Annotated in this window: 18 protein-coding genes; 4 read left to right on the forward strand and 14 right to left on the reverse strand. The window is 65.2% G+C overall.

Translation table 11 applies throughout. The annotated features are described in order from the left end of the window. Positions 1–97: 97 nt before the first annotated feature. The 3 genes from ACIP9X_RS13625 to ACIP9X_RS13635 all read right to left on the reverse strand — a co-directional run bounded on the left by ACIP9X_RS13625 (position 98) and on the right by ACIP9X_RS13635 (position 3208). Positions 98–874, reverse strand: a complete 777-nt coding sequence (locus ACIP9X_RS13625) for an SDR family NAD(P)-dependent oxidoreductase (protein ID WP_400480279.1) — start codon at positions 872–874, stop codon at positions 98–100. A gap of 48 nt (positions 875–922) precedes the next feature. Next, positions 923–2290: an MFS transporter gene (locus tag ACIP9X_RS13630; protein ID WP_400480280.1), complete on the reverse strand. Its 1368-nt coding sequence runs from the start codon at positions 2288–2290 to the stop codon at positions 923–925. A 210-nt stretch (positions 2291–2500) separates the two neighbouring features. Continuing rightward, on the reverse strand, positions 2501–3208 hold the full coding sequence (locus ACIP9X_RS13635; protein ID WP_400480281.1) for a FadR/GntR family transcriptional regulator: 708 nt from the start codon (positions 3206–3208) through the stop codon (positions 2501–2503). Between the two features lie 168 nt (positions 3209–3376). Between ACIP9X_RS13635 and ACIP9X_RS13640 the strand changes: the two genes are divergently transcribed. Beyond that, a complete protein-coding gene (locus ACIP9X_RS13640) occupies positions 3377–4213 on the forward strand; it encodes a gamma-glutamyl-gamma-aminobutyrate hydrolase family protein (RefSeq protein ID WP_400480282.1) in 837 nt (278 codons plus the stop codon). Positions 4214–4221: 8 nt separating this feature from the next. Here ACIP9X_RS13640 and ACIP9X_RS13645 read toward each other — a convergent pair whose 3' ends face one another. From ACIP9X_RS13645 to ACIP9X_RS13660, 4 genes are read right to left on the reverse strand one after another with little or no spacing between them, the layout of a single operon-like run. Beyond that, positions 4222–5256 (reverse strand): Gfo/Idh/MocA family oxidoreductase, encoded by a 1035-nt coding sequence (locus ACIP9X_RS13645; RefSeq protein WP_400480283.1) that lies wholly within the window; start codon positions 5254–5256, stop codon positions 4222–4224. Positions 5257–5295: 39 nt separating this feature from the next. Beyond that, entirely contained in the window at positions 5296–6234 is a 939-nt protein-coding gene (locus ACIP9X_RS13650) for an ATP-binding cassette domain-containing protein (protein WP_400480284.1), read from the reverse strand. Between the two features lie 12 nt (positions 6235–6246). Then, positions 6247–7299 (reverse strand): ABC transporter permease, encoded by a 1053-nt coding sequence (locus ACIP9X_RS13655; RefSeq protein WP_400480285.1) that lies wholly within the window; start codon positions 7297–7299, stop codon positions 6247–6249. A 54-nt stretch (positions 7300–7353) separates the two neighbouring features. Beyond that, positions 7354–8349 carry a substrate-binding domain-containing protein gene (locus ACIP9X_RS13660; RefSeq protein ID WP_400480286.1) on the reverse strand — a complete coding sequence of 332 codons (996 nt, stop codon included), beginning with the start codon at positions 8347–8349 and terminating at the stop codon, positions 7354–7356. A gap of 304 nt (positions 8350–8653) precedes the next feature. On the opposite strand from ACIP9X_RS13660, the gene ACIP9X_RS13665 reads away from it, so the two are divergent. Both ACIP9X_RS13665 and iolB read left to right on the forward strand, forming a co-directional pair. Next, the gene (locus ACIP9X_RS13665) at positions 8654–9394 is read left to right on the forward strand and encodes a GntR family transcriptional regulator (protein WP_400480287.1); all 741 of its coding nucleotides are present in this window, start codon (positions 8654–8656) and stop codon (positions 9392–9394) included. Between the two features lie 49 nt (positions 9395–9443). Then, a complete protein-coding gene (iolB, locus tag ACIP9X_RS13670) occupies positions 9444–10340 on the forward strand; it encodes a 5-deoxy-glucuronate isomerase (RefSeq protein WP_400480288.1) in 897 nt (298 codons plus the stop codon). Positions 10341–10374: 34 nt separating this feature from the next. On the opposite strand, the gene ACIP9X_RS13675 is transcribed toward iolB, so the two are convergent. Then, positions 10375–11640: an MFS transporter gene (locus ACIP9X_RS13675; RefSeq protein ID WP_400480289.1), complete on the reverse strand. Its 1266-nt coding sequence runs from the start codon at positions 11638–11640 to the stop codon at positions 10375–10377. Positions 11641–11786: 146 nt separating this feature from the next. Between ACIP9X_RS13675 and ACIP9X_RS13680 the strand changes: the two genes are divergently transcribed. Then, complete coding sequence (locus ACIP9X_RS13680; protein ID WP_400480290.1) at positions 11787–12236, forward strand: MarR family winged helix-turn-helix transcriptional regulator; 450 nt, start codon at positions 11787–11789, stop codon at positions 12234–12236. Positions 12237–12328: 92 nt separating this feature from the next. Here the strand turns inward: ACIP9X_RS13680 and ACIP9X_RS13685 are convergent, their stop codons facing one another. The 6 genes from ACIP9X_RS13685 to iolD form a co-directional block, all read right to left on the reverse strand. Further along, entirely contained in the window at positions 12329–13843 is a 1515-nt protein-coding gene (locus ACIP9X_RS13685) for a sugar porter family MFS transporter (RefSeq protein WP_400480291.1), read from the reverse strand. Between the two features lie 11 nt (positions 13844–13854). Next, a complete protein-coding gene (locus ACIP9X_RS13690) occupies positions 13855–14727 on the reverse strand; it encodes a sugar phosphate isomerase/epimerase family protein (protein WP_400480292.1) in 873 nt (290 codons plus the stop codon). A gap of 114 nt (positions 14728–14841) precedes the next feature. Further along, positions 14842–15855, reverse strand: coding sequence for a Gfo/Idh/MocA family protein (locus tag ACIP9X_RS13695; RefSeq protein WP_400480293.1), 1014 nt, complete (start codon positions 15853–15855; stop codon positions 14842–14844). Between the two features lie 39 nt (positions 15856–15894). Next, the gene (locus tag ACIP9X_RS13700) at positions 15895–16806 is read right to left on the reverse strand and encodes a sugar phosphate isomerase/epimerase family protein (RefSeq protein ID WP_400480294.1); all 912 of its coding nucleotides are present in this window, start codon (positions 16804–16806) and stop codon (positions 15895–15897) included. Between the two features lie 75 nt (positions 16807–16881). After that, positions 16882–18396, reverse strand: coding sequence for a CoA-acylating methylmalonate-semialdehyde dehydrogenase (locus ACIP9X_RS13705; RefSeq protein ID WP_400480295.1), 1515 nt, complete (start codon positions 18394–18396; stop codon positions 16882–16884). Positions 18397–18433: 37 nt separating this feature from the next. Then, positions 18434–20362, reverse strand: a complete 1929-nt coding sequence (iolD, locus tag ACIP9X_RS13710) for a 3D-(3,5/4)-trihydroxycyclohexane-1,2-dione acylhydrolase (decyclizing) (protein WP_400480296.1) — start codon at positions 20360–20362, stop codon at positions 18434–18436. Between the last annotated feature and the right edge of the window lie 30 nt (positions 20363–20392).

Genomic DNA, 20392 nt, shown 5'->3' on the forward strand with positions numbered 1-20392 from the left:
GTGCTTCTGGTGTTCCTCGTGATGTTACTGCTTCAGGGTGACGCACCTGCTCCTAGGAGACCTGTACCCAGGAGACGTGCACCTGGGGTGGCAGCACCTAGGAAACCTGGAGCCCGCCGTTGATGTCATAGGTGGCGGCGGTGATGTAACCGGAGTCCGCACCCAGCAGGAAGGAGATGAGCGCAGCCACTTCCTCGCGGGTTCCGACGCGGCCCATCATGATGCCTTCGGACATCTGTGCCTTGCGCTCTTCGGACAGGGTGCCGCCCATGATGTCGGTATCGATGGGGCCCGGGGCGATGGCGTTCACGGTGACGCCGAACTCGCCCACTTCGCGTGCCAGGGCACGGGTGAACCCGATGATGCCGGCCTTGGAGGCGCTGTAGGCAACCTTGGAGTAGGTGCCGCCGCCGCGCTGTGCCGAGATCGAGGAGATGCTCACGATGCGTCCGAGCTTGCGCTCGATCATGCCCTTGAGGACACGCTGGGAGACCACGAAGGTACCGCGCATGTTGATTGCGAAGACCTTGTCCCATTCGGCAACTGTGGTTTCCATGAAAGGGGTGGGCGAGCTGATGCCTGCAAGGTTGGCGAGTGCCACGATCGGCGGCAGGGACTCTTCGATCTCAGTGATTGCCCGGTCCACGGATGCTTCATCGGAAACGTCCGCACCGACGCCGATTGCCTTCACCGCGCGGCTGGAGCCGATCTCTGCGGCAGCGGCCTTCGCGTCCTCGGCGTTGATGTCCAGGATGGCGATGGACCAGCCTTCGCTGGCCATGCGGTCAGCGGCGGCACGGCCGATGCCGCGGGCGGAGGCCGCGCCGGTCAGGACGACCGTGCGTTCTGCGGGGAAGGGAGTGGTTGAGCTCATTGCAGGAATTCCTTTAGCTGGTGTTAGCCGGTTCTTGGCGGATGGTTCTTAGCGGGTGGTTTCGACCTTGGCAGCCGCCTCGACAGCGGGATCCAGGGCGGCGTCACCTTCCGGACGCTTGCGGGCGTAGAGGTAGGTGGCCACCGCTGTGGTGCACAGGCAGAAGGAGAGGAACAGCAGGCCGCTCTGGTTGCTGCCGGTCGCATCGTTGAACAGGCCGACGGCGTAGGGGGCAACGAAGCCGCCGAGGTTACCCAGCGAGTTCACCAGGGCCAGGCCGGAGGCTGCTGCTGCGCCGGTGAGCGCTGCGGACGGCATGGACAGGAACGGGGCGATGGCTCCGTAGATACCCATCGCCGCGGCGGTGAGGGCGATCAGGGCCAGGATGGGGTTGACCTGCAGGAGGTAGCCTGCGGACAGCAGACCCACGCCGGCGAGCACCATGCTGACGGAACTGTGCCAGGCACGCTTGCCCGTCTTGTCAGCACGCTTGCTCCAGAAGTACACGAAGACTGCTGCAATGGCGTAGGGAATGAGGACGATGAACCCGACCTGGGCGGTGGAGAACTTCCCGAGGGCTGCAACGATGGTGGGCATCCAGAGTCCGAGGCCGTAGATGCCGCAGACCAGGCCGAAGTAGAGGGCCGAGTAGACGAGCGTGCGCTTGTCCTTCAGGCCGGCCAGGAAGTTATGGCTGCCGCCCTTTGACTTGGCTGCGAGTTCGGCCTCCATGGTGGTGGTGAGCCATTCGCGCTCATCGGCATTGAGCCACTTGGCGTCCCGCGGGCGGTCCGTCATGAGGATCGGGGTCAGCACGCCGAGGAGGATGGCGGGGATGCCTTCAATGATGTACAGCCACTGCCAGCCGTGGAGGCCCATGATGCCATCCATCTGGAGGAGCAGGCCGGAGACCGGGGCGCCGAGGGCGTTGGAGATCGGCTGGGCGAGGATGAAGATGCCCAGCACGGTGACGCGCTGCGCGGCGGGGAACCACAGGGTGAGGTAGAACAGGATGGCCGGGAAGAAGCCTGCTTCAGCGGCGCCGAGCAGGAACCGGATGATGTAGTAGGTGGATTCTCCGTTGACCAGGGCCATGGCCGTGGCGAAGATGCCCCAGGTGATGAGGATGCGGGCCAGCCATTTGCGCGCGCCGTACTTGTACATGCCGGCGTTGCTGGGCACCTCGAGGAGGGCGTATCCGAGGAAGAAGATGCCGGCGCCCAGGCCATACGCGGCGGCACTGAGGCCGATGTCCTCGCTCATGGTCAGCTTGGCGAAACCGACGTTGTTCCGGTCCAGGTAAGCGATGAAGTACAGCAGCACGATCAGGGGCATGACGCGGCGGCGGACTTTGCGGAGTGTGCGGTCACCAAGCTCGCCGAGTCCCGAGGACTTTGTGGTTAATGAAGTCATCATCGACCTTCTATCAGACGGTTTCCGGCCGGCGGCTACGCGCGGAGGAATCCGATTGCTTTTATTTGGGGTTCTGTCCGCTCCGGAGGAGCATCTTTCGTCTGGATGAGGTGAATCTGATGTCAGACATCTGACGGAAGAACATGATGAAGATCTTAGGAGGGTGATGCGCATTACGTCAAGGCCGGTCGGATTCGGCCACGAAAGGGTGGGCTAACTCTGCGGGCCGTGGACGTAGCGTTCGTAGTCCTCGAACGTCTGGTCCATGTGCTCGTCCATGACCCGGCGGGCCAACTCAGCGTCGCCCGTAAGAATGCTGTCGAGCACGCGCTGGTGGAAAACGATGGCGTGCCGCTGGATTTCCGGGACGGCGGAGGTTTCGCGGCGTGCGCGGTACAGCGACTGGCCAAGCTGGGCGAGCAGGGCACGCACGAACGGATTGCCCGAGGCCTTCAGCACCACGTCGTGGAATTCGATGTCCGCTGTCACGAATCCGTCCAGATCACCGGAGTCGTGAAACCGCTTCATGTCGGCGATCGCCTGGCGCATATTCTCAATGTGCTCCGGCGAATGCCGTCTCGCCGCGAGCGCCGCGGCGCCCGTTTCGACCATGCGGCGTACCTCGATAAGACCTCTCGACACCTGGTCGTCAGCATTGCCGTGCGACGCCGCCTTGATGATCGCATCCAGGCCAGTCCAGTTTTCGGCCGGGTTGACGAAAGTTCCGCGCCCGGCCTTCACATAGAGAATGTTCTGTGCGCGCAGCGCCTTGAGTGCTTCCCGGACCGTCAGCCGGCTGACGTCATAAGTCTTGGCGATATCCGCTTCCGGCGGCAACGCCTCATGGGCCTTCAGCCTGCCATCGAGGATGTCATCCAGCAGGCCGTCCACGAGGTGGTCAACCAGCGACCTGCGACCCATGTGGAACAACCTGCTTTCGCCTCATGTAGGCCCCATGCGCCTAACCCTGATGGGCATAACACTACAGAAACCGGGGCGTTTGGGGGGAAAACGTGCGGCTGCGCGACAGCCCCGATGCCTTGCATGCAATACGGGCAGAAAACGGGACTGGTGGTGCAGAATTTGAACATGCAGAATTCAGCGCCTGCCTCCAGTCCCCGTCCCCGCATCGGCATTCCCGTCCGGCTGACCGGCTCGGCCAATCCTGATCCGCGTGTGGCCAAGGCCAACGGCCTTTTTGACGACATCGCAGACCTGCTGCGGGAAGGAGGCGGGGAGCCCGTGCTCCTTACTCCCGAAGTGCTGTTCGCCGGCCGGGCTGATGCAGGCACAGACGACGACGGCGGTCCGGCCGGCGCGCGTGCGGCCGGCGGTGCCGATGTGTTCGGCGCGCTTGACGGCGTCATCCTTCCCGGCGGCGGCGACCTCGACCCGGGGCTGTACGGAGAGGAGGCGGGCAACGCCTGCTATGACGTCAACCCGGACCAGGACCGCCTGGACGCAGCCGTTGCACGCCGGGCGATAGAGGCAGGGCTTCCGCTGTTCGGTATCTGCCGCGGCCACCAGCTCCTGAATGTCCTCTATGGCGGCACGCTGATCCAGGACATGCCCGCCGGGAAGGTGCGGCACCGCGACAGCCCGGCCGACGGCGGAGGCTTGTGGGCCTGGCACGACGTGGCGATGACGCCGGGGTCCAAAGTGGCCGGGCTGTACGGGGAGGTGGCCGATGACGCGGGCGGCGCCCTCAGCGTAAAGATCGCCTCCGGCCACCACCAGGCCGTGGGCCACCTGGCGCCGGGGCTGGTGGTGACTGCCGTGGCCGACGACGGCACGGTGGAGGCGCTTGAGGATCCGCACCGGTGGGTGGCGTCCGTCCAGTGGCACCCCGAGGTGGCCGAGTTGCCGGATGCCCAGCGGCAGGAACCCTTCCGCGCCTTTGTTGAGGTCTGCCGCCGCACATCCTGAAGGGCGGGTCAGATCGTGACGGCCGCGGCCACGCGGACCGGCACTCCGGTTTCGAGTGATTCCTGGGCTGCGTCCGCCACGCGCGATGCGGCGACTGCGTCTTCCGGCGTGCACGGGTTGTCCCGCTGGCCGAGCACGAGTTCCACGAAGGCCGCCATCTCCGAGCGGTAGGCCTGGTCGAACCGCTCGGCAAACGTCCTGTGCGGTTCCCCCGAAGGAAAGGCGACGCCGGCTTCCGCCGAGGCCAGCGCGGCATTCTCGTCCAGGCCCACCATGAGGGACCCGGCCGAGCCCTGGATTTCCAGCCGCACGTCGTGCCCTGCCCCGTTGTACCGCGACGCGACGACGGAACCCAGCGTGCCGTCGTCGAACGTCACCACTGCCAGCGCGGTGTCCACGTCCCCCACCTGACCGATCGCGGGGTCGCCCTTGTTGGAGCCCTTGGCGTAGACCTCCACGATGTCGCGGCCGGTGAGCCAGCGCAGGATGTCGAAGTCATGCACGGAGCAGTCGCGGAAGAGGCCTCCTGATGTCGCCAGGAAATCCACCGGCGGGGGTGTCATGTCGCAGGTGACGGCCCTCAGGGAATGGATCCAGCCGAGCTCGCCGGCTTCGAAGGCCCGCTTGGCCTCGAGGTAGCCTGCGTCGAACCGCCGCTGATGCCCGATCTGGACGGTCCCCCTGTTGGCCTTGATGTACTCCAGCACGGGCAGGGCGTCAGCCACGTTCATGGCCACAGGCTTCTCACAGAACACCGGGACTCCGGCATCCACCCCTGCCCTGATCAGGTCGGGGTGGGTGCCGGTTCCGGTGGCGATGAGCAGGCCATCAATCCCCGACTCCAACAGTGCGTCCACGGACGGCAGGAACTTTGCACCCAGACCCCCGGCCACGGCGTGTGCGTGGTCAGCGGCCACATCAGTCAGCCTGAGCTGGACGTTGATGTTCTGTGGATGGAGCATACCGTTCAGTGCAGCGATGTTGTTGGCGTGCATGACGCCGATCCGGCCGACGCCGACGAGCCCGAGGATGGTGTCCTTCATGTAGTTCCTTACTGCTGGAGAAGAGGCCGGTTGTGAAGCTCAGGCGCGTACGTGCTTTGGAGTGCCGGCGTCCGTGGCACCCGCGCTCCCGGCGCCCGCTACTTCAGCCTGGACTTCCTTGACGATGTCGCCGTGTCCGCCGAGCTGTTCGAGTTCGTGGGCGAGTTCGGCGAGTTCCGCGCCGCCGGCCATCTGGGCGGTGAGCTCGTCGAGGGTGATGTCCTTCTTGTCGTAGTAGCCAATTGATTTGCCGCGCTTGAGCAGCAGGAACCGGTCGCCCACCGGGAAGGCGTGGTGGGGGTTGTGGGTGATGAAGATGACGCCCAGTCCCCGGTCGCGGGCCTGCAGGATGTAGCGCAGCACCACGCCGGACTGCTTCACTCCGAGGGCGGCGGTGGGTTCGTCCAGGATCAGGACCTTGGCGCCGAAGTAGACGGCGCGGGCGATCGCGACGCACTGGCGCTCACCGCCGGAGAGCTGGCCGATGGGCTGCTCGACATCGCGCAGGTCGATGCCCATGTCGGCGAGCTCTTTCTTGGTGATGTCCTTCATCTTCTGGACATCGAGCTTCTTGAACGGTCCGACACCGGTGGTCAGCTCGGAGCCCAGGAAGAAGTTGCGCCAGATGGGCATCAGCGGCACCACGGCGAGGTCCTGGTAAACGGTGGCGATTCCGACATCCAAGGCGTCCCTGGGAGAAGTGAACTTGCGCTCCTCCCCCATGATCTTGAGGACGCCTTCGTCGTGCTGGTGCAGCCCGGCGATGATCTTGATCAGGGTGGATTTGCCGGCACCGTTGTCACCCAGGACGCAGGTGACGCGGCCGTTGTCGACGGCCATCGTGACGTCGGTGAGGGCGACGATGTTCCCGTAGTGCTTGCCCACGCTCTCCAGGGAGAGCAGGTGCACGGGGGTGTGGGTCAGCGGGTCCTTTTCATCCTTGAGGAGCTGCTGCTGGTCGATCTGCTTGGCGTTCATGGTTTTCAGCCCTTACTTGCTTGCGTCGGCGCGGCGCTTGACGATCAGGTTCACGATGGTGGCCAGGAGCAGCATCAGGCCCAGGAAGAACTTGAACCAGTCCGGGTTCCACTGGGCGTAGACGATGCCCTTGTTGGCCATGCCGAAGATGAAGGCGCCGATGGCGCCGCCCACGGCCGAGCCGTAGCCGCCGGTGAGGAGGCAGCCGCCGATGACCGCTGCGATGATGTAGAGGAATTCGTTGCCCACGCCTTCGCCGGACTGCACGGCGTCGAAGGCGAACAGGTTGTGCATGCCCAGGATCCAGCCGCAGAAGCCGACGGCCATGAAGAGGCCGATCTTGGTGGCCTTGACGGGAACGCCCACGGCGCGGGCGGCGTTTGCGTCGCCGCCGACGGCGAAGATCCAGTTGCCCACCTTGGTGCGCAACAGTACCCAGGACGCCACGGCAACCAGGGCGATCCAGATGAAGACCGTGTTGTTCACGTCCACGCCGGCGATATTGACCGAGGAGGCGAAGATGGCGCGGGCCGCCTGGTAGCCGTCCATGCTGGAAATGGACGGGGAGGACACGCCGCCGCCGATCATGCGCGTCAGGCCCAGGTTGAGGCCGGTCAGCATCAGGAACGTTGCCAGGGTAACGATGAAGCTCGGCAGCTTGGTCTTCATCAGGATCCAGCCGTTGATATAGCCGATGCCCAGGGACACCACGAGCGCCAGGACCACGCCGACCCACACGTTCATGCTGAAGTACCAGCTGAACATGGAGGCGGTCAGGGCCGAGCTGATCACGGCGACGCCGGTGGAGAGGTCGAACTCGCCGCCGATCATCAGCAGCGAGACTCCCACCGCCATGATGCCGATGGTGGAGCTGCCGTAAAGGACGGTGGCGAAGGCGTTCGGCTGGATGAACGTCTGGGAGACAGAGGCGAAGAAGACGAAGAGGACGATTGCGCCTACGAGGGCGCCGACTTCGGGACGTCCGAGCAGCTTCTGTAGAGGGTTACGTTTTGCAACGCGCTCATCTGCCACAGCTGGTTTTGTCAGTGTTGGGGTCATGGTCATGATGATTCTCCTTGCTTCCGGGCCCGGCATCGGCCGGGCCCGGCTAGCGGGCTGTTAGCGGATGCCGTCCTTGGCGAACGTGAGAACGTCGGTGGCTGCAGCCTTGTCGACGATGGACGGGCCGGTCAGCACGGGCTGCCCGCCGCCGATCTTAAAGCCGCCGCGCTTGGCCTGCCACAGCGAATCAATTGCGCCATAGCCCTGCAGCCACGGCTGCTGGTCCACTGTGAATTCAACGGCGCCGTCGGCAATCTTCTGGGCGAGCTCAGGGTTCATGTCGAAGGAGGCCACCTTGGCCTTGCTGCCGGCGCCGGTAACGGCCTTGAGGATGGTCAACGTGTAGGGCGCACCCAAGCCAATGATGGCATCGGCATCAGCAGTAGCCTGCAGTTTGGCGGTCACCGTGGAGGAAACCTGGGCCATGTCGGTACCGGGAACGTACAGGATCTCCGTTCCGGCCACCTTTTCCTTGACCCCTGCGCAGCGGGCTTCCAGACCCACGTGCCCCTGCTCCTGGATAACACAGATGGGGTGTTTGAGGCCCAGGTCGCTGAGCTTCGTTCCGGCGGCCTGGCCGGCGAGCTTTTCGTTGGACCCGAAGTGGGTGAAAGCGCCCAACTGCGCAGAGACCGATTCGCCGGCATTGAGGCTGACCACAGGAATTCCGGCGTCAGTTGCCTTCTTGAGGGAGTCCTTCAACGCATCCGGCTTGGCAAGTGTCACGGCAATGCCATCGACCTTCTGGTCAATCGCCTGCTGGACAAGCTGTGCCTGGCGTCCGCCTTCCGGGTCGGACGTGTAGAGCAGTTCGACATTGTCCTTCGCGGCGGCCTCCTCGGCCCCCTTGCGGACGATGTCCCAGAAGGTGTCGCCCGGGGCGGCGTGAGTGATGAGTGCAACCTTCATGCGGGGGGTGGAGGCAACCTGCCCGGCGCCGCCTCCGGCGTTCCCTTCGGGGGCACGGCCACCCTGGCTGGAGCAAGCCGTCAGGGCGAGCATCGGGATCGCGACGGCCGCGACAGCCGCGCGGCGCCAAAAGAACTTGGTCACAGTAAATCTCCTTCGATTTGTAAGCCGCGGCCCCGCCGCAGCGCGGGTTCAGCAGGCTTGTTACACCGATCATGGTGACTCAGACCACAGATGTCAATAGTTTGTCCTGACATTAGGATGTTTTTACGAAAGTAGGTCCGGTTGGCCCCACCTTCTTCGCGCCCGGGCAGCCTTTCCGGAACTACCCCTTGACCCCCACCCCGTCACTGCTAATATCAGAATGGCAGTATGTCCTATCAAGCAGACATGCACCGGACATACCGATCCTGGACGCAGGATGGCGCAGCACACAAGGGAGCATTCAATGGCGAACCAACTTCACCTCAGCATCGACAGGTCGTCCCCGGTGCCGCTGTACCACCAGGTGGTGCAGGGCATCGAAGCTGCCATCCACACCGGACTGCTGGAACCAGGCAGCCGGCTGGAGAACGAAATTGATCTCGCCGCACAGCTGAACCTGTCCCGCCCCACGATGCGTAAAGCCATGGACGAACTGGTCCGTGCAGGGCTGCTGGTCCGCAAGCGCGGAGTGGGCACCCAGGTGGTTTCCAGCCAGGTCCGCCGGCCGCTTGAGCTTTCCAGCCTCTACGACGACCTCACCAACAACGGCAGCAAGCCCACCACGGACGTGCTGACCTTCGCGCACGTCGAAGCCGATGACGCCACCCGCAAGGCGCTGCACCTGCCCGCCGGCGCGAAGGTCTACCACTTCACGAGGCTCCGCAAAGTCGGCGGCAAGCCGCTGGCGCTGATGGAAAACTGGGTTCGCGATGACATCACGCCCATCGACGAGGACCTGCTTGCCTCTCAGGGCCTCTACGGAATCCTCCGCAGCGGCGGGGTGAACTTCCGGCTCGCAACACAGCGGATCGGCGCAGTGGTGGCCAACGAGTACCAGGCACCGCTCCTGGAGACGGAGCCCGGCTCCGCCCTGGTGACCATGGAGCGCACAGCGGTGGATGACACCGGCCGCAACGTCGAGACGGGCCACCACGTGTACCGCGGCGATTCCTACAGCTTCGAAATGACACTCGTGCAGAGGTAGACATCCTGCAACGCAATCCTGACAACACCGACCTGAAAGAGACCAATCCATGGCCGAATGGGTATATCCGCTGGGCAGCGCAGCCGAAGGCTGCTGGGATGTTTCGCTGGGAACAGCGGACTCTGCAATCACCGTCGACGGGTGGAAGCACACGGGACTGAAGGTGGCCTCGCTGGCCGCGGGCGCCGCCGTCGAACTTCCCGCCGCGGGCGAGGAACGCATTGTTATACCGCTGAGCGGAGCGTTGACGGTGAGCGTCGACGGCGAGAAGTACCAGCTCGCCGGCCGGGCAAGTGTCTTCAACGGCCCCAGTGACGTGCTGTACTCGGGCACGGAGAAGGCAGTCACGGTGACGTCGTCCGACGGCGGCCGGGTTGCCATCGCCACAGCCCCCGCCAAGGTGCAGTACCCCACCCGCCTGATCACGGCCGCGGAGACGCCGGTGGAGCTGCGCGGTGCCGGGAACTGCTCACGCCAGGTCCACAACTTTGGCACCCCGGCGGCGCTGGAAGCCGACCGCTTCATTGTGTGCGAGGTGATCACGCCCGCTGGCAACTGGTCCTCCTACCCGCCGCACAAGCACGACGAGGAGAAGGAAGGCGAGACGCGCCTCGAGGAGATCTACTACTTCGAAACGCGCGTGGCCCCGGGCGCAGACGTCCCGGCCGGCGACACTGACGCCATCGGCTACCAGCGCGTCTACGCCTCCGACGAGCGCCCCATCGACGTCGCCGCGGAAGTGCGCACGGGCGACGTGGTCCTGGTCCCCTATGGCTGGCACGGACCCGCCATGGCTGCGCCCGGCTACGACATGTACTACCTGAACGTCATGGCCGGGCCTGGTCGGGTCCGTGACTGGCTGATCAGCGACGACCCGCACCACGGCTGGGTCCGCCAGACCTGGGAAGGCCAGGACGTGGACCCGCGCCTGCCGTTCGGCGCGTAGCTTCCGGCCGGCAGCGGGTCAGCCACGAGCGGGTCTACCGGATAACCGCGCGTTCGACGTCGGCCGGCCGGGCTGCGTGCGCTGCGTCAGGGTCGGGGGCAATTTGCTGCTGCCTCCGGCCGTCGGCCCGCTTGGCGCCCGCAGCTGCGAATGCCATCACAGCAAGGCCCAGAAGCGTGATTCCGGCGCCTGCCCAGATGGGCGAGGTGTAGCCAAGGCCGGCGGTGATGGTGACCCCGCCCAGCCATGCGCCGAGGGCGTTGCCCACGTTGAACGCGCCGATATTGGCGCCTGAGGCGAGGGTCGGGGCGGCCTCGGCGTACTTCATGACGCGCATCTGCAGGCCGGGTACAGTGGCGAAGCCAAAGGCGCCCATGAGCACCAGCGACGCGATGGTCAGGGGCTGGCTGCCTGCAGTCAGCGCGAAGGCCACGAGCACCACCACCAGCACCGAGAGGACCACCAGCAGCGTGCGGTCCACGTTGCGGTCTGCGGCCTTGCCGCCGACCGTGTTGCCGATGAACAGTCCCACGCCGAAAACGATCAGGAGCCACGGGACGGTGGCCGGGGCGAACCCTGAGACCTCGGTGAGTGTGAAGGCGATGTAGGTGAAGGCCCCGAACATGCCGCCGTAGCCCAGTATGGTGACCAGAATGGAGAGCCAGACCTGACCCGCGCGGAAGGCCCGGAGTTCACTCCCCAGGCCACCCGAAGCGGAACGCATATCGGCAGCTCGAGAAGCACCGCCGTCGTCAGTGGTCCGTGGCACGAGGGCGAGTATGCCTGCAAGGGCCAGCACGCCGATTCCGGCAATGGCCCAGAACGTGGAACGCCAGCCGGCGGCCTGGCCCAGCATGGTGCCAAAGGGCACGCCCAGCACGTTTGCTGCCGTCAGGCCGGTGAACATGATGGCGATGGCGCCGGCTTTTTTCGTCGGCGGCACCAACCCGGCAGCCACCACCGCACCGATTCCGAAGAACGCCCCGTGCGACAGGGCGGCCACGATACGGCCGGCCATCATCATCCAGTAGTCGGGCGCCGTGGCGGAGATGAGATTGCCGGCGACGAACAGCACCAGCAGCACGGCCAGGACCGGTTTACGTTCGAACCGGGTCACCGCGGCAGTGAGCGCCAGCGCGCCCACTACGACGGCGAGAGCGTAGCCGGAGATGAACCAGCCTGCCTCGGCTTCGCTGACCCGGAAATCTGCAGCCACTTCGGGCAACAGGCCCATGATGACGAACTCGGTGAGTCCGATGCCGAACCCGCCAAGGGCAAGCGCAATCAGGCCAACAGGCATGGAGGTGCTCCTAAGAAGCTGTACGGAATGGGAGGAAGTGCGTAGGCTATTAGTTGCAGACGCGTTATTAATTGTTGCACACGCAATTATCCCGCGCAAGCAACTAATTGGCGCGCGCTGCTCCCCCGGGCGCCGAAGGAGGAACGATGGGCATCAAGGACGACGCCGTGGAAGTGCGTGCCCAGGGTTGGCGGACCCTGGCGGCGCTGCACGGAGTCATTGAAACGGAGCTGGAACGCTCCCTGCAGTCCGCCGCGCAGCTCTCGGTGGTCGAGTACACGGTGCTGGACGCGCTCAGCCGCCAGGACGGCTGGCACATGCGCATGCAGCAACTGGCACGGGCCAGCGCCCTGAGTCCCAGTGCAACCACACGGCTTGTCAACCGTCTTGAGGACCGTGGCCTGCTGACGCGCATCCTCTGCGCCGACGACCGCCGGGGCATCTACACAGAGCTGACGGCGAACGGGAGCAAACTCCTGGACCAGGCCCGGCCTGTCCACGATGCAACTCTCGAACGGACCCTGGCGGAGGCGAAGCAGATCCCCGAACTGGCACCGCTCGTGGACGCCCTCCCCCGGCTTTACGCCGGCGTCTGATCCCCTTTACAAGCCCCAAAAGTTCCCGGGCATGACAATGCCCCTCGCCGTTGGCGAGGGGCATTGCGCTAGAACTCCTGTGAAGCGGCGCCTTACGCTGTTCGGCTTTCCGCCGTTTCCGCCTTGGCGCCGGCAATGCTCTTGAAGTAGTGCTCCAGGTCCTCGAGGCTCTTGCCCCGCGTCTCCGGCACCACGCGCTTCACCCAGACGATGGCCACAAGCTGGATCGCGACAAAGATGAAGAACGTCATTGAGACGCCGATCCACGAGACCATCTGCGGAAAGAAGAAACCGATCAGGAAGTTGATCATCCACAGCACGAACACGCAGATGCCCATGCCGATGCCCCGAACGTGCAGCGGAAAGATTTCGGACATCGTGAGCCAGGTGACGGTGCCGATGCAGGACTGCATGGACGCCAGGAACGTCACCATGAACAGCAGCACGAGGTAGCCGCGGAGCGTGCCTTCGGGGATCAGCAGCGAGATCAGGCCGATGGCCAGCAGGGAGCTCGCAGCACCAACCAGTCCAACGACCAACATTGACTTCCGGGCCACCCGCGTCATCAGGGCCATGCCGACCACGACGGCGACTACCGACGTCACGCCGTTGACCACGTTGGCGAGCAATGCACCCTGGTCACCGAAACCGGAGCTGGAGAGGATGGAGGTGCCGTAATACATGATGGCGTTGACACCGCTGATCTGGTTGATCACTGCCATGCCAAGCCCCACCACAAAGATGCGGCGGATCCACGGAACGGTGAGGTCACGCCACGTTCCCAGCTTGGACTGGTAGTCCTCCCGGGCCGCCTGCCGCACTTCATCGAATTCATCGGCGACGTTTGCCGAAGCCCGGGTCTTGCGCAGCACGTCCAGGACCTCGCCGAACCGACCGGCCGAGGCCAGCCAGCGGGGGCTTTCGGGCAGCACCATCATTCCAAACCACAGCACCACTGCAGGCAGCGTGGCAATCACCAGCATCCACCGCCACACGTGGGATGCGTCCGGGAAGGCGTTGCCGATCAGGGCGTTGAAGGTGAATGCCAGGAACTGGCCGGTGACGATCATCAGCTCGTTCTGGGTCACTATCCGCCCGCGCTGGGCGGCAGGTGACATTTCGGCCAGGTACACGGGCACAATGACCGAGGCCCCGCCGACGGCCAGGCCGAGGACGGTGCGGGCAACAACCAGCAGTTCGGTGCCGGGGGCGATCGAACAGCCAATCGTGGCAACGGCGAAGATCAGGGCGAGGGCCATGATGGTCCTGCGGCGGCCGAAGCGGTCCGACAGCCGGCCGGCCGTAATGGCGCCGAAGGCGGCTCCGAAAAGCAGGGTCGAGGTGACCAGCCCTTCGGTCAGCGGTGTCAGACCCAGGTCGCGCTGCATGAACGGCAGCGCACCGTTGATAACTCCTGTGTCGTAGCCGAACAGCAGGCCGCCGAAGGTAGAAAACAGCGCCACCTTCCGCATGAAGCCCTTGGGATTTGCGGCAGCGGCGGGTTCTTCCGGGGTGGCCGCAGCCGCAGGGCGCACCGGCGTCACTTGAGCCGGCGCCTCCTCAGTCAGTAGCCCTTCAGTCAGTGTCTCTTCATCTGAATGCTTCATGAATTCCGTCTCTACCGGGCCTTCGCGATGTAGTTGTTCATCGTGTCCAGCTGGTACCGGGAGACCTCCTCCGCGCTATCGTCCTCGGCAAAGACGCTGGACACCATCACGGTGTCGTCGCGGTCCAGGAAGCCGATCTCGTTCAGGCCGCCGAAGAATTCTTCCCAGTTGACGTCGCCGTCGCCGATCTTCAGGTGCTGGTGCACCCGGACCGGGTTGCCCGGCGGGTTGGTGATGTAGCGCAGGCCGTGCGAGGCGTGGTGGTCCATCGTGTCCGCGACGTGGACCAGGCGCAGTTTGTCCCCTGCTGCGCGCATGATGTCCAGGGGCCGGTTCTTCATGTGGAAGCTGTGCGAGGCCACGTAAACCATGCCGACATTCTTGGAGTTCAGGCCCCGGATCACGCGGATGGCTGCCAGGCCCTCTTCAACAAAGTCGTCCGGGTGGGGGTCGATGAGAAGGTCAATGCCCTCGCGCTCGATAATCGGCAGCAGCTCCTCCATCGAGCGGTAGAAAGCACGCTCGGATTCTTCGGCCTTTTCAGGCCGGCCGCTGAACTCGGTGTTCATGGTGCCCACGCCGAGGTCCACAGTGATCTGGATGGCGCGCTTCCAGTAACGGACGGCGGCCTCGCGGGCGTCTTCGTCCGGCCCGGACCAGCGCAGCACCGGCAGCACCGAGGCGATTTCGATGCTGGCGTCCTTGCAGGCCTTCTTCAGCTGGCCCACCAACTCGTCGTCGGCCTTGGGGTGGTTGTAGAACGGGATGAAGTCGGCGTGCGGCGTCATCTGCATGTACTTGTAGCCGAGGTCGGCCACTACCTTGGGGAACTCCAGCAGGCTGTGGCTGTGGTGGAACGGGGTGGGATCAAGGGCAATTTTCACGTGGGACACTCCATTGTGGATCAGTCAGGGCCGCGAACGGAGTTTTTGTCCAGATAATGCGACCTTGAGGGCCTCGAAGGCGCATTATCTGGACAAAAACTCAAAGGGCGGGGCTTAGCTGTAGAGAGCGGGCTTGGGGTTAAGCTTTACGGCGACCTTTTCGCCGTTCTTCTGGGCTTCGACGCCTGCTTCGCAGCATGCTGCGGTGGCGTACCCGTCCCAGGCGGTGGGACCGCCGACTTCGCCGCGGAGTGCGGCGTCCACCCAGGCCTGGATCTCGACGTCGTATGCGGCGCCGAAGCGCTCTTCGAAACCGGGGGTCACCTTGCCGCCCCAGCGGCCTTCGGTGCGGACGTACGGTCCGTGGTCGCCGCCGATGCTGACGATGCCGTCCTCGAAGGACGCCTGCGTGGCCACCTCATAGCCGAACTTGGCGTTCACGTAGATCTCGACGTCGGCCAGGACGCCGGACTCGGTTTCGATCAGGACGTGCTGGGGGTCGTGCTGCCCGGCCGGAGCGTTCTTGGTGGGCTTGCCCAGACGGACCTGGACAGACGTGATTTCCTCGCCGGTGAAGTAGCGGATGGCGTCGAACTCGTGTACCACGGAATCGTTGATGAGCATCTCGTTGGTGAAGCCGGCCGGGGTGTTCGGATTGCGGTGCTGGTGGTGCAGCATGAGGAGCTCGCCGAGCTCGCGGTCGCGGATGATTCCGCCCAGTGCCGCGTATTCGGCGTCGAAGCGGCGCATGAAACCCACCTGGATGCGCTTGCGGCCGAGCTTCTGCTCTGCCTCGACGATCTTCCAGGAGGTTTCGGCGTCAGGGGTCAGCGGCTTCTCGCAGAGGATGGGGATGTCCTTCTCAAGGGCCTTGAGCAGGATGTCCTCGTGCAGGAAGCCGGGGGTGGCGATCAGCACGGCATTGACGTCGCCGTTGTTGAGGGCCTCTTCGGCGTCGGCGAGGGCCACGGCGCTAGGGATGCCTTCGATGGCGGCCTGCGCACGGGCCAGGTCGACGTCGACGACGGCGGCAACTTCAGCGCCGTGGATCCGCTTGCTGAGGCGCTGGATGTGGTCCGCGCCCATGCGGCCGGCGCCGATGACGGCGACGCGAAGGGTTTCAGTCATTGTTCTCTTCCTTTGGAGTTGGCGTGAGCAGGATGCCGATTAGTTGACAGCGGTCCGCGAACCGCAGGAGAGCAGGTAGTTCCTGGTGCGCTTGGCGATCGGCATGGGAACGTCGAAGGCCACAGGGTACATGTCCTGTTCCACGATGCCGAAGATGGGCCGGTTGAGGGCCTCGACGGCTTCGATGACGGCGCGCAGGTCCGGCAGGCCGTTCGGCGGTTCGGTCATGACGCCGGCCAAATTGGCAGCGGCCCAGGTCATGTTTTCCTCGTTGACCTTCTTCAGGACGTCCGGGTTGATCTGCTTCAGGTGCAGGTAGCCGATGCGGTCCGGGTAGTTCTTGACGAGCTCCAGGCTGGAGGCGCCGCAGTATTCGGCGTGGCCGGTGTCCAGGCACAGGTTCAGGTACTGCGGGTCGGTCGCGCGCAGCAGGGTTTCGATGTCCTCCTGGGCTCCGACGTGCGAGTCCGCGTGGGAGTGGAACTGCTGCTTCAGGCCGAAGTCCTCCAGCAGGGTCTTGCCGAGCCGGTTGTGCCCGGCGAAGAGGTCGCTCCAGGCTTTGTCGCTGAGCTCGCCGCTCTCAACGGCTTCGCCGGTGACGTCGTCACGCCACATCGCGGGAATCACCACGATGTGCTCGCCGCCCATGGCAGCCGTCAGCTCGGCAACCTTCCGGGCCGGCTCCCAGGCCGTCTCCCACTGCTCCAGGCCGCGGTGGAACGCGGTGAACACGGTTCCGGCCGTGACCTTCAGGTCACGTTGCTTGAGCTCCTCGGCCAAGCGTGCCGGGTCGGTGGGCAGGTAGCCGTAGGGGCCAAGTTCAATCCACTTGTAGCCGGATTCCGCCACTTCATCGAGGAAGCGCTCCCAGGGGGTCTGCTTCGGGTCGTCCGCGAACCACACGCCCCAGGAGTCCGGTGCCGTGCCGATGATCAGCTTGTTCTCTGTCATTGTCTGTTCCTTGTCATCGACTGGTTTCCAGAGGCTCAACCACCGGTGGTTGAGCCTCTCGAAACCGGGTGGGGATTAGTTGGAGGGGAAGTTGTAGGAGGCGCCGGAGGCGTGGGTGGGTTCGGGCCAGCGGGACGTGATGACCTTGCCGCGGGTGTAGAAGGAGACGCCTTCGGGACCGTAGATGTGCTTGTCGCCGAAGAGCGAGGCCTTCCAGCCGCCGAAGGAGTGGTAGGCCACCGGGACGGGCAGGGGCACGTTGATGCCCACCATGCCCACGGTGACGGAGCGCTGGAACTTGCGGGCGTGGGCGCCGGAGGAGGTGAAGATGGCGGTGCCGTTGCCGTAGGGGTTGGAGTTGATCAGCTTGATGCCGTCTTCCAGGGTATCGACGCGGACGACGACGAGGACGGGTCCGAAAATCTCCTCCTGGTAGGCGGTCATTTCGGTCTTGACGTGGTCGATCACGGTGGGGCCGACCCAAAAGCCTTCTTCGTGGCCGGGGACCACAAGGTCGCGTCCGTCCACCACCATCGCGGCGCCGGCGGCTTCGGCTTCGGTGACGATCCGTACGATGCGTTCCTTGGAGGCCGGGGTGATGACCGGGCCCATTTCGGCGCCGGGGGCGGTGCCGTTGTCGACCTTGACGGCCAGGGCGCGCTCTTCGACTTTCTTCACGAGCAGGTCAGCGGCGTCAGCGACGGCCACGGCGACCGAGATGGCCATGCAGCGTTCCCCGGCGGAGCCAAAGGCGGCGGCCGCGAGGTGGTCGGCGGCGTTGTCGAGGTCGGCGTCGGGCATGACGATGGCGTGGTTCTTTGCCCCGCCGAGGGCCTGGACGCGCTTGCCGTGGGCGGTGGCGGTCTCGTGGACGTACTTCGCGATCGGGGTGGAGCCGACGAAGGAGATGCCGTCCACGTCCGGGTGGGTCAGCAGGCCCTCAACGGTTTCCTTGTCGCCGTGCAGGACCTGGAAGACGCCGTCGGGCAGGCCTGCCTGCTTCCAGAGCTTGGCCAGGAGCATGGAGGCGGAGGGGTCACGCTCGGAGGGCTTGAGGATGAAGGCGTTGCCGGTGGCGATCGCCATCGGGGCCATCCACAGCGGGACCATGACGGGGAAGTTGAACGGGGTGATGCCGGCGACCACGCCGAGGGGCTCGCGGAAGGAGAAGACGTCGATGCCGGTGGAGACCTGGTCCGAGTAGTCGCCCTTGAGCAGCTGCGGGATGCCGCAGGCGAACTCGATAACTTCCAGGCCGCGGCCGATCTCGCCCTTGGCGTCGGAGAGGACCTTGCCGTGTTCGGCGGTGATCAGGGCGGCGAGGTCGTCAACGTGGGACGCGACGAGCTCGCGGAACTTGAACAGCACCGCGGTGCGCTTGGCCAGGGAGATGTCGCCCCAGGTGTCGGCGGCGGCGCGGGCGGCGGCGACGGTGTTGTCCAGGTCGGCGCGGTTGGCCAGGCGCAGCTCGCCGGACACAGCGCCGGTGGCCGGGTTGTACACGTTCGTCGTGCGGTCGCCCTCGCCGGCGGTTTCAACACCGTTGATGAAGTGGTTGATGGTGGTGGTGCCTTCAGTGGTGGTCGTCATGACTCTTCCTTGAGTGGTTGAAGTTCGAAGGGGGGATTCAGCCCAGCAGCTTGCGCTGGCGGCTCTTGTGGTCGGTGTAGGTCTGGTAGGCCTGCTGGGTTGATTCCAGATCCGAGACCTGGGAGACGGGAACGTCCCACCAGGATTCGGAGCTGGGGGCATCCAGCAGCGGGTCGGATTCGACGTGGATGAGGATGGGTCCGCCGCGTTCCGGTGCTGCCTTGGCGTCGCGGATGGCCTGTTCGAGTTCGGCGACGACCTTCTCCCCCGGTTCGATCCGGATCACCTTCACGCCGAGGCTTTCGGCATTGGTGGCCAGGTCCACGGGAAGGGTTTCGCCTTCGTCGAAGCTGTGCTGCTCCTCGTCCAGCACGCGGTACTGGGTGCCGAAGCGCTGGGAGCCGAGCATTTCGGAGAGCGAACCGATGGAGGCGTAGCCGTGGTTCTGGATCAGGACCACGATCAGCTTGATCCGTTCGGCGACGGCGGTGACCAGTTCGGTGTGCATCATCAGGTAGGAGCCGTCCCCCACCATCACGACGACGTCGCGCTGGGATCCGCCGCCGGCAGCCTCGGCCAGCGCTGCACGCTTGACGCCCAGCCCGCCCGGGATTTCGTAGCCCATGCAGGAGTAGGCGTATTCGACGTGGTAGCCGAACGGGTCCCGGACGCGCCACATCTTGTGCAGGTCACCCGGCAGCGAGCCGGCGGCGCAGATCACGACGTCCTGGGCATCCATGGCACGGCTGGTCGCGCCGATGATCTCGTTCTGCGCAGGCAGCGGGGTGTAGCGGGTGTCGAAGGCCGCGTCCACCGTGGCGTCCCACCGCTGCTTTTCCGCGGTGATCTTCTGCTCAAGGTCAGCGCCCACACGGTAGCCGCCCAGGGCCTGGTTCAGCTTCACCAGGGCCTTGCGCGCGTCGGCCACGATCGGCAGGGACGTGCCGTGCTTGTACGCGTCAATCGCTGCAACGTTGATATTGATGAACTTCACGTCCGGGTTCTGGAACGCGGTACGGGACGCGGTGGTGAAGTCCTCGTAGCGGGTGCCGATGCCGATGATCAGGTCCGCTTCGGCTGCGATGGCGTTGGCCGCCGTCGTGCCCGTGGAGCCGATGGCACCCAGGGAGAACTTGTGGTCCCACGGCAGGACACCGACGCCGGCCTGCGTGTTGCCCACCGGGATGCCGGTCAGTGCCACGAACTTGGCGAGCTCCTCGTTGGCGTACGCGTAGAGCACACCGCCGCCGGCGATGATCAGCGGCCGCTTGGCCGCGCGGATCGCTTCAGCGGCGCGGCGGATGTCCTCGTCGTCGGCGTCCGGGCGGCGGATGCGCCACTCGCGTTCGGCGAGGAACTCCTCGGGCACATCGAAGGCCTCGGCCTGGACATCCTGCGGCAGCGAAATGGTCACCGCGCCGGTCTCTGCCGGGTCGGTCAGCACCCGCAGGCCGTGGTGGAACGCGGAGAACAGCTGCTCCGGCCGGGTAACCCGGTCGAAGAACTTCGAGAGCGGCCGGAAGGCGTCGTTGACCGTGATGTCGTAGGCGTACGGCTGCTCGAGCTGCTGCAGCACAGGATCCGCGGCGCGCGTAGCGAAGGTGTCGCTCGGCAGCAGCAGCACCGGCAGCCGGTTCGTCGTCGCCAGCGCCGCGCCCGTCAGCAGGTTGGACGAGCCCGGGCCGATGGAAGTGCTGACCGCGTAGGTCTGGCGGCGGCGGGTATGCCGGGCATAGCCGACAGCCTGGTGGACCTGCGCCTGCTCGTTGCGGCCCTGGTAGTACGGCATGACCGAGGGGTCCGCGGCCTGGTACTGCTTCAGCGCCTGGCCCACGCCGGCCACGTTGCCGTGGCCGAAGATGCCGAAGGTGCCGGGGATGAGCCGCTCACGGAAATCGACCCCGCCGACAGAATCGACGGTGTACTGCCTGGAGAGGTACTCGACCACGGCCTGTGCCACGGTCATCCGGCGGGTTCCTGTTGTTCTCGTCTCCAT

Origin of the sequence: Arthrobacter sp. NPDC093125, assembly GCF_044754225.1 — a bacterium.
Lineage (GTDB): Bacteria > Actinomycetota > Actinomycetes > Actinomycetales > Micrococcaceae > Arthrobacter.

What these genes read in the sequence shown, in the direction of transcription:
- ACIP9X_RS13675 (WP_400480289.1), bottom strand. Translation starts at nt 11,640, where the DNA reads ATGCCTGTTGGCCTGATTGCGCTTGCCCTTGGCGGGTTCGGCATCGGA.
- ACIP9X_RS13640 (WP_400480282.1), top strand. Translation starts at nt 3,377, where the DNA reads ATGCAGAATTCAGCGCCTGCCTCCAGTCCCCGTCCCCGCATCGGCATT.
- ACIP9X_RS13700 (WP_400480294.1), bottom strand. Translation starts at nt 16,806, where the DNA reads ATGACAGAGAACAAGCTGATCATCGGCACGGCACCGGACTCCTGGGGC.
- ACIP9X_RS13645 (WP_400480283.1), bottom strand. Translation starts at nt 5,256, where the DNA reads ATGAAGGACACCATCCTCGGGCTCGTCGGCGTCGGCCGGATCGGCGTC.
- ACIP9X_RS13695 (WP_400480293.1), bottom strand. Translation starts at nt 15,855, where the DNA reads ATGACTGAAACCCTTCGCGTCGCCGTCATCGGCGCCGGCCGCATGGGC.
- ACIP9X_RS13665 (WP_400480287.1), top strand. Translation starts at nt 8,654, where the DNA reads ATGGCGAACCAACTTCACCTCAGCATCGACAGGTCGTCCCCGGTGCCG.
- ACIP9X_RS13655 (WP_400480285.1), bottom strand. Translation starts at nt 7,299, where the DNA reads ATGACCATGACCCCAACACTGACAAAACCAGCTGTGGCAGATGAGCGC.
- ACIP9X_RS13685 (WP_400480291.1), bottom strand. Translation starts at nt 13,843, where the DNA reads ATGAAGCATTCAGATGAAGAGACACTGACTGAAGGGCTACTGACTGAG.
- ACIP9X_RS13630 (WP_400480280.1), bottom strand. Translation starts at nt 2,290, where the DNA reads ATGATGACTTCATTAACCACAAAGTCCTCGGGACTCGGCGAGCTTGGT.
- ACIP9X_RS13705 (WP_400480295.1), bottom strand. Translation starts at nt 18,396, where the DNA reads ATGACGACCACCACTGAAGGCACCACCACCATCAACCACTTCATCAAC.
- ACIP9X_RS13680 (WP_400480290.1), top strand. Translation starts at nt 11,787, where the DNA reads ATGGGCATCAAGGACGACGCCGTGGAAGTGCGTGCCCAGGGTTGGCGG.
- ACIP9X_RS13650 (WP_400480284.1), bottom strand. Translation starts at nt 6,234, where the DNA reads ATGAACGCCAAGCAGATCGACCAGCAGCAGCTCCTCAAGGATGAAAAG.
- ACIP9X_RS13625 (WP_400480279.1), bottom strand. Translation starts at nt 874, where the DNA reads ATGAGCTCAACCACTCCCTTCCCCGCAGAACGCACGGTCGTCCTGACC.
- ACIP9X_RS13635 (WP_400480281.1), bottom strand. Translation starts at nt 3,208, where the DNA reads ATGGGTCGCAGGTCGCTGGTTGACCACCTCGTGGACGGCCTGCTGGAT.
- iolB (WP_400480288.1), top strand. Translation starts at nt 9,444, where the DNA reads ATGGCCGAATGGGTATATCCGCTGGGCAGCGCAGCCGAAGGCTGCTGG.
- iolD (WP_400480296.1), bottom strand. Translation starts at nt 20,362, where the DNA reads ATGACCGTGGCACAGGCCGTGGTCGAGTACCTCTCCAGGCAGTACACC.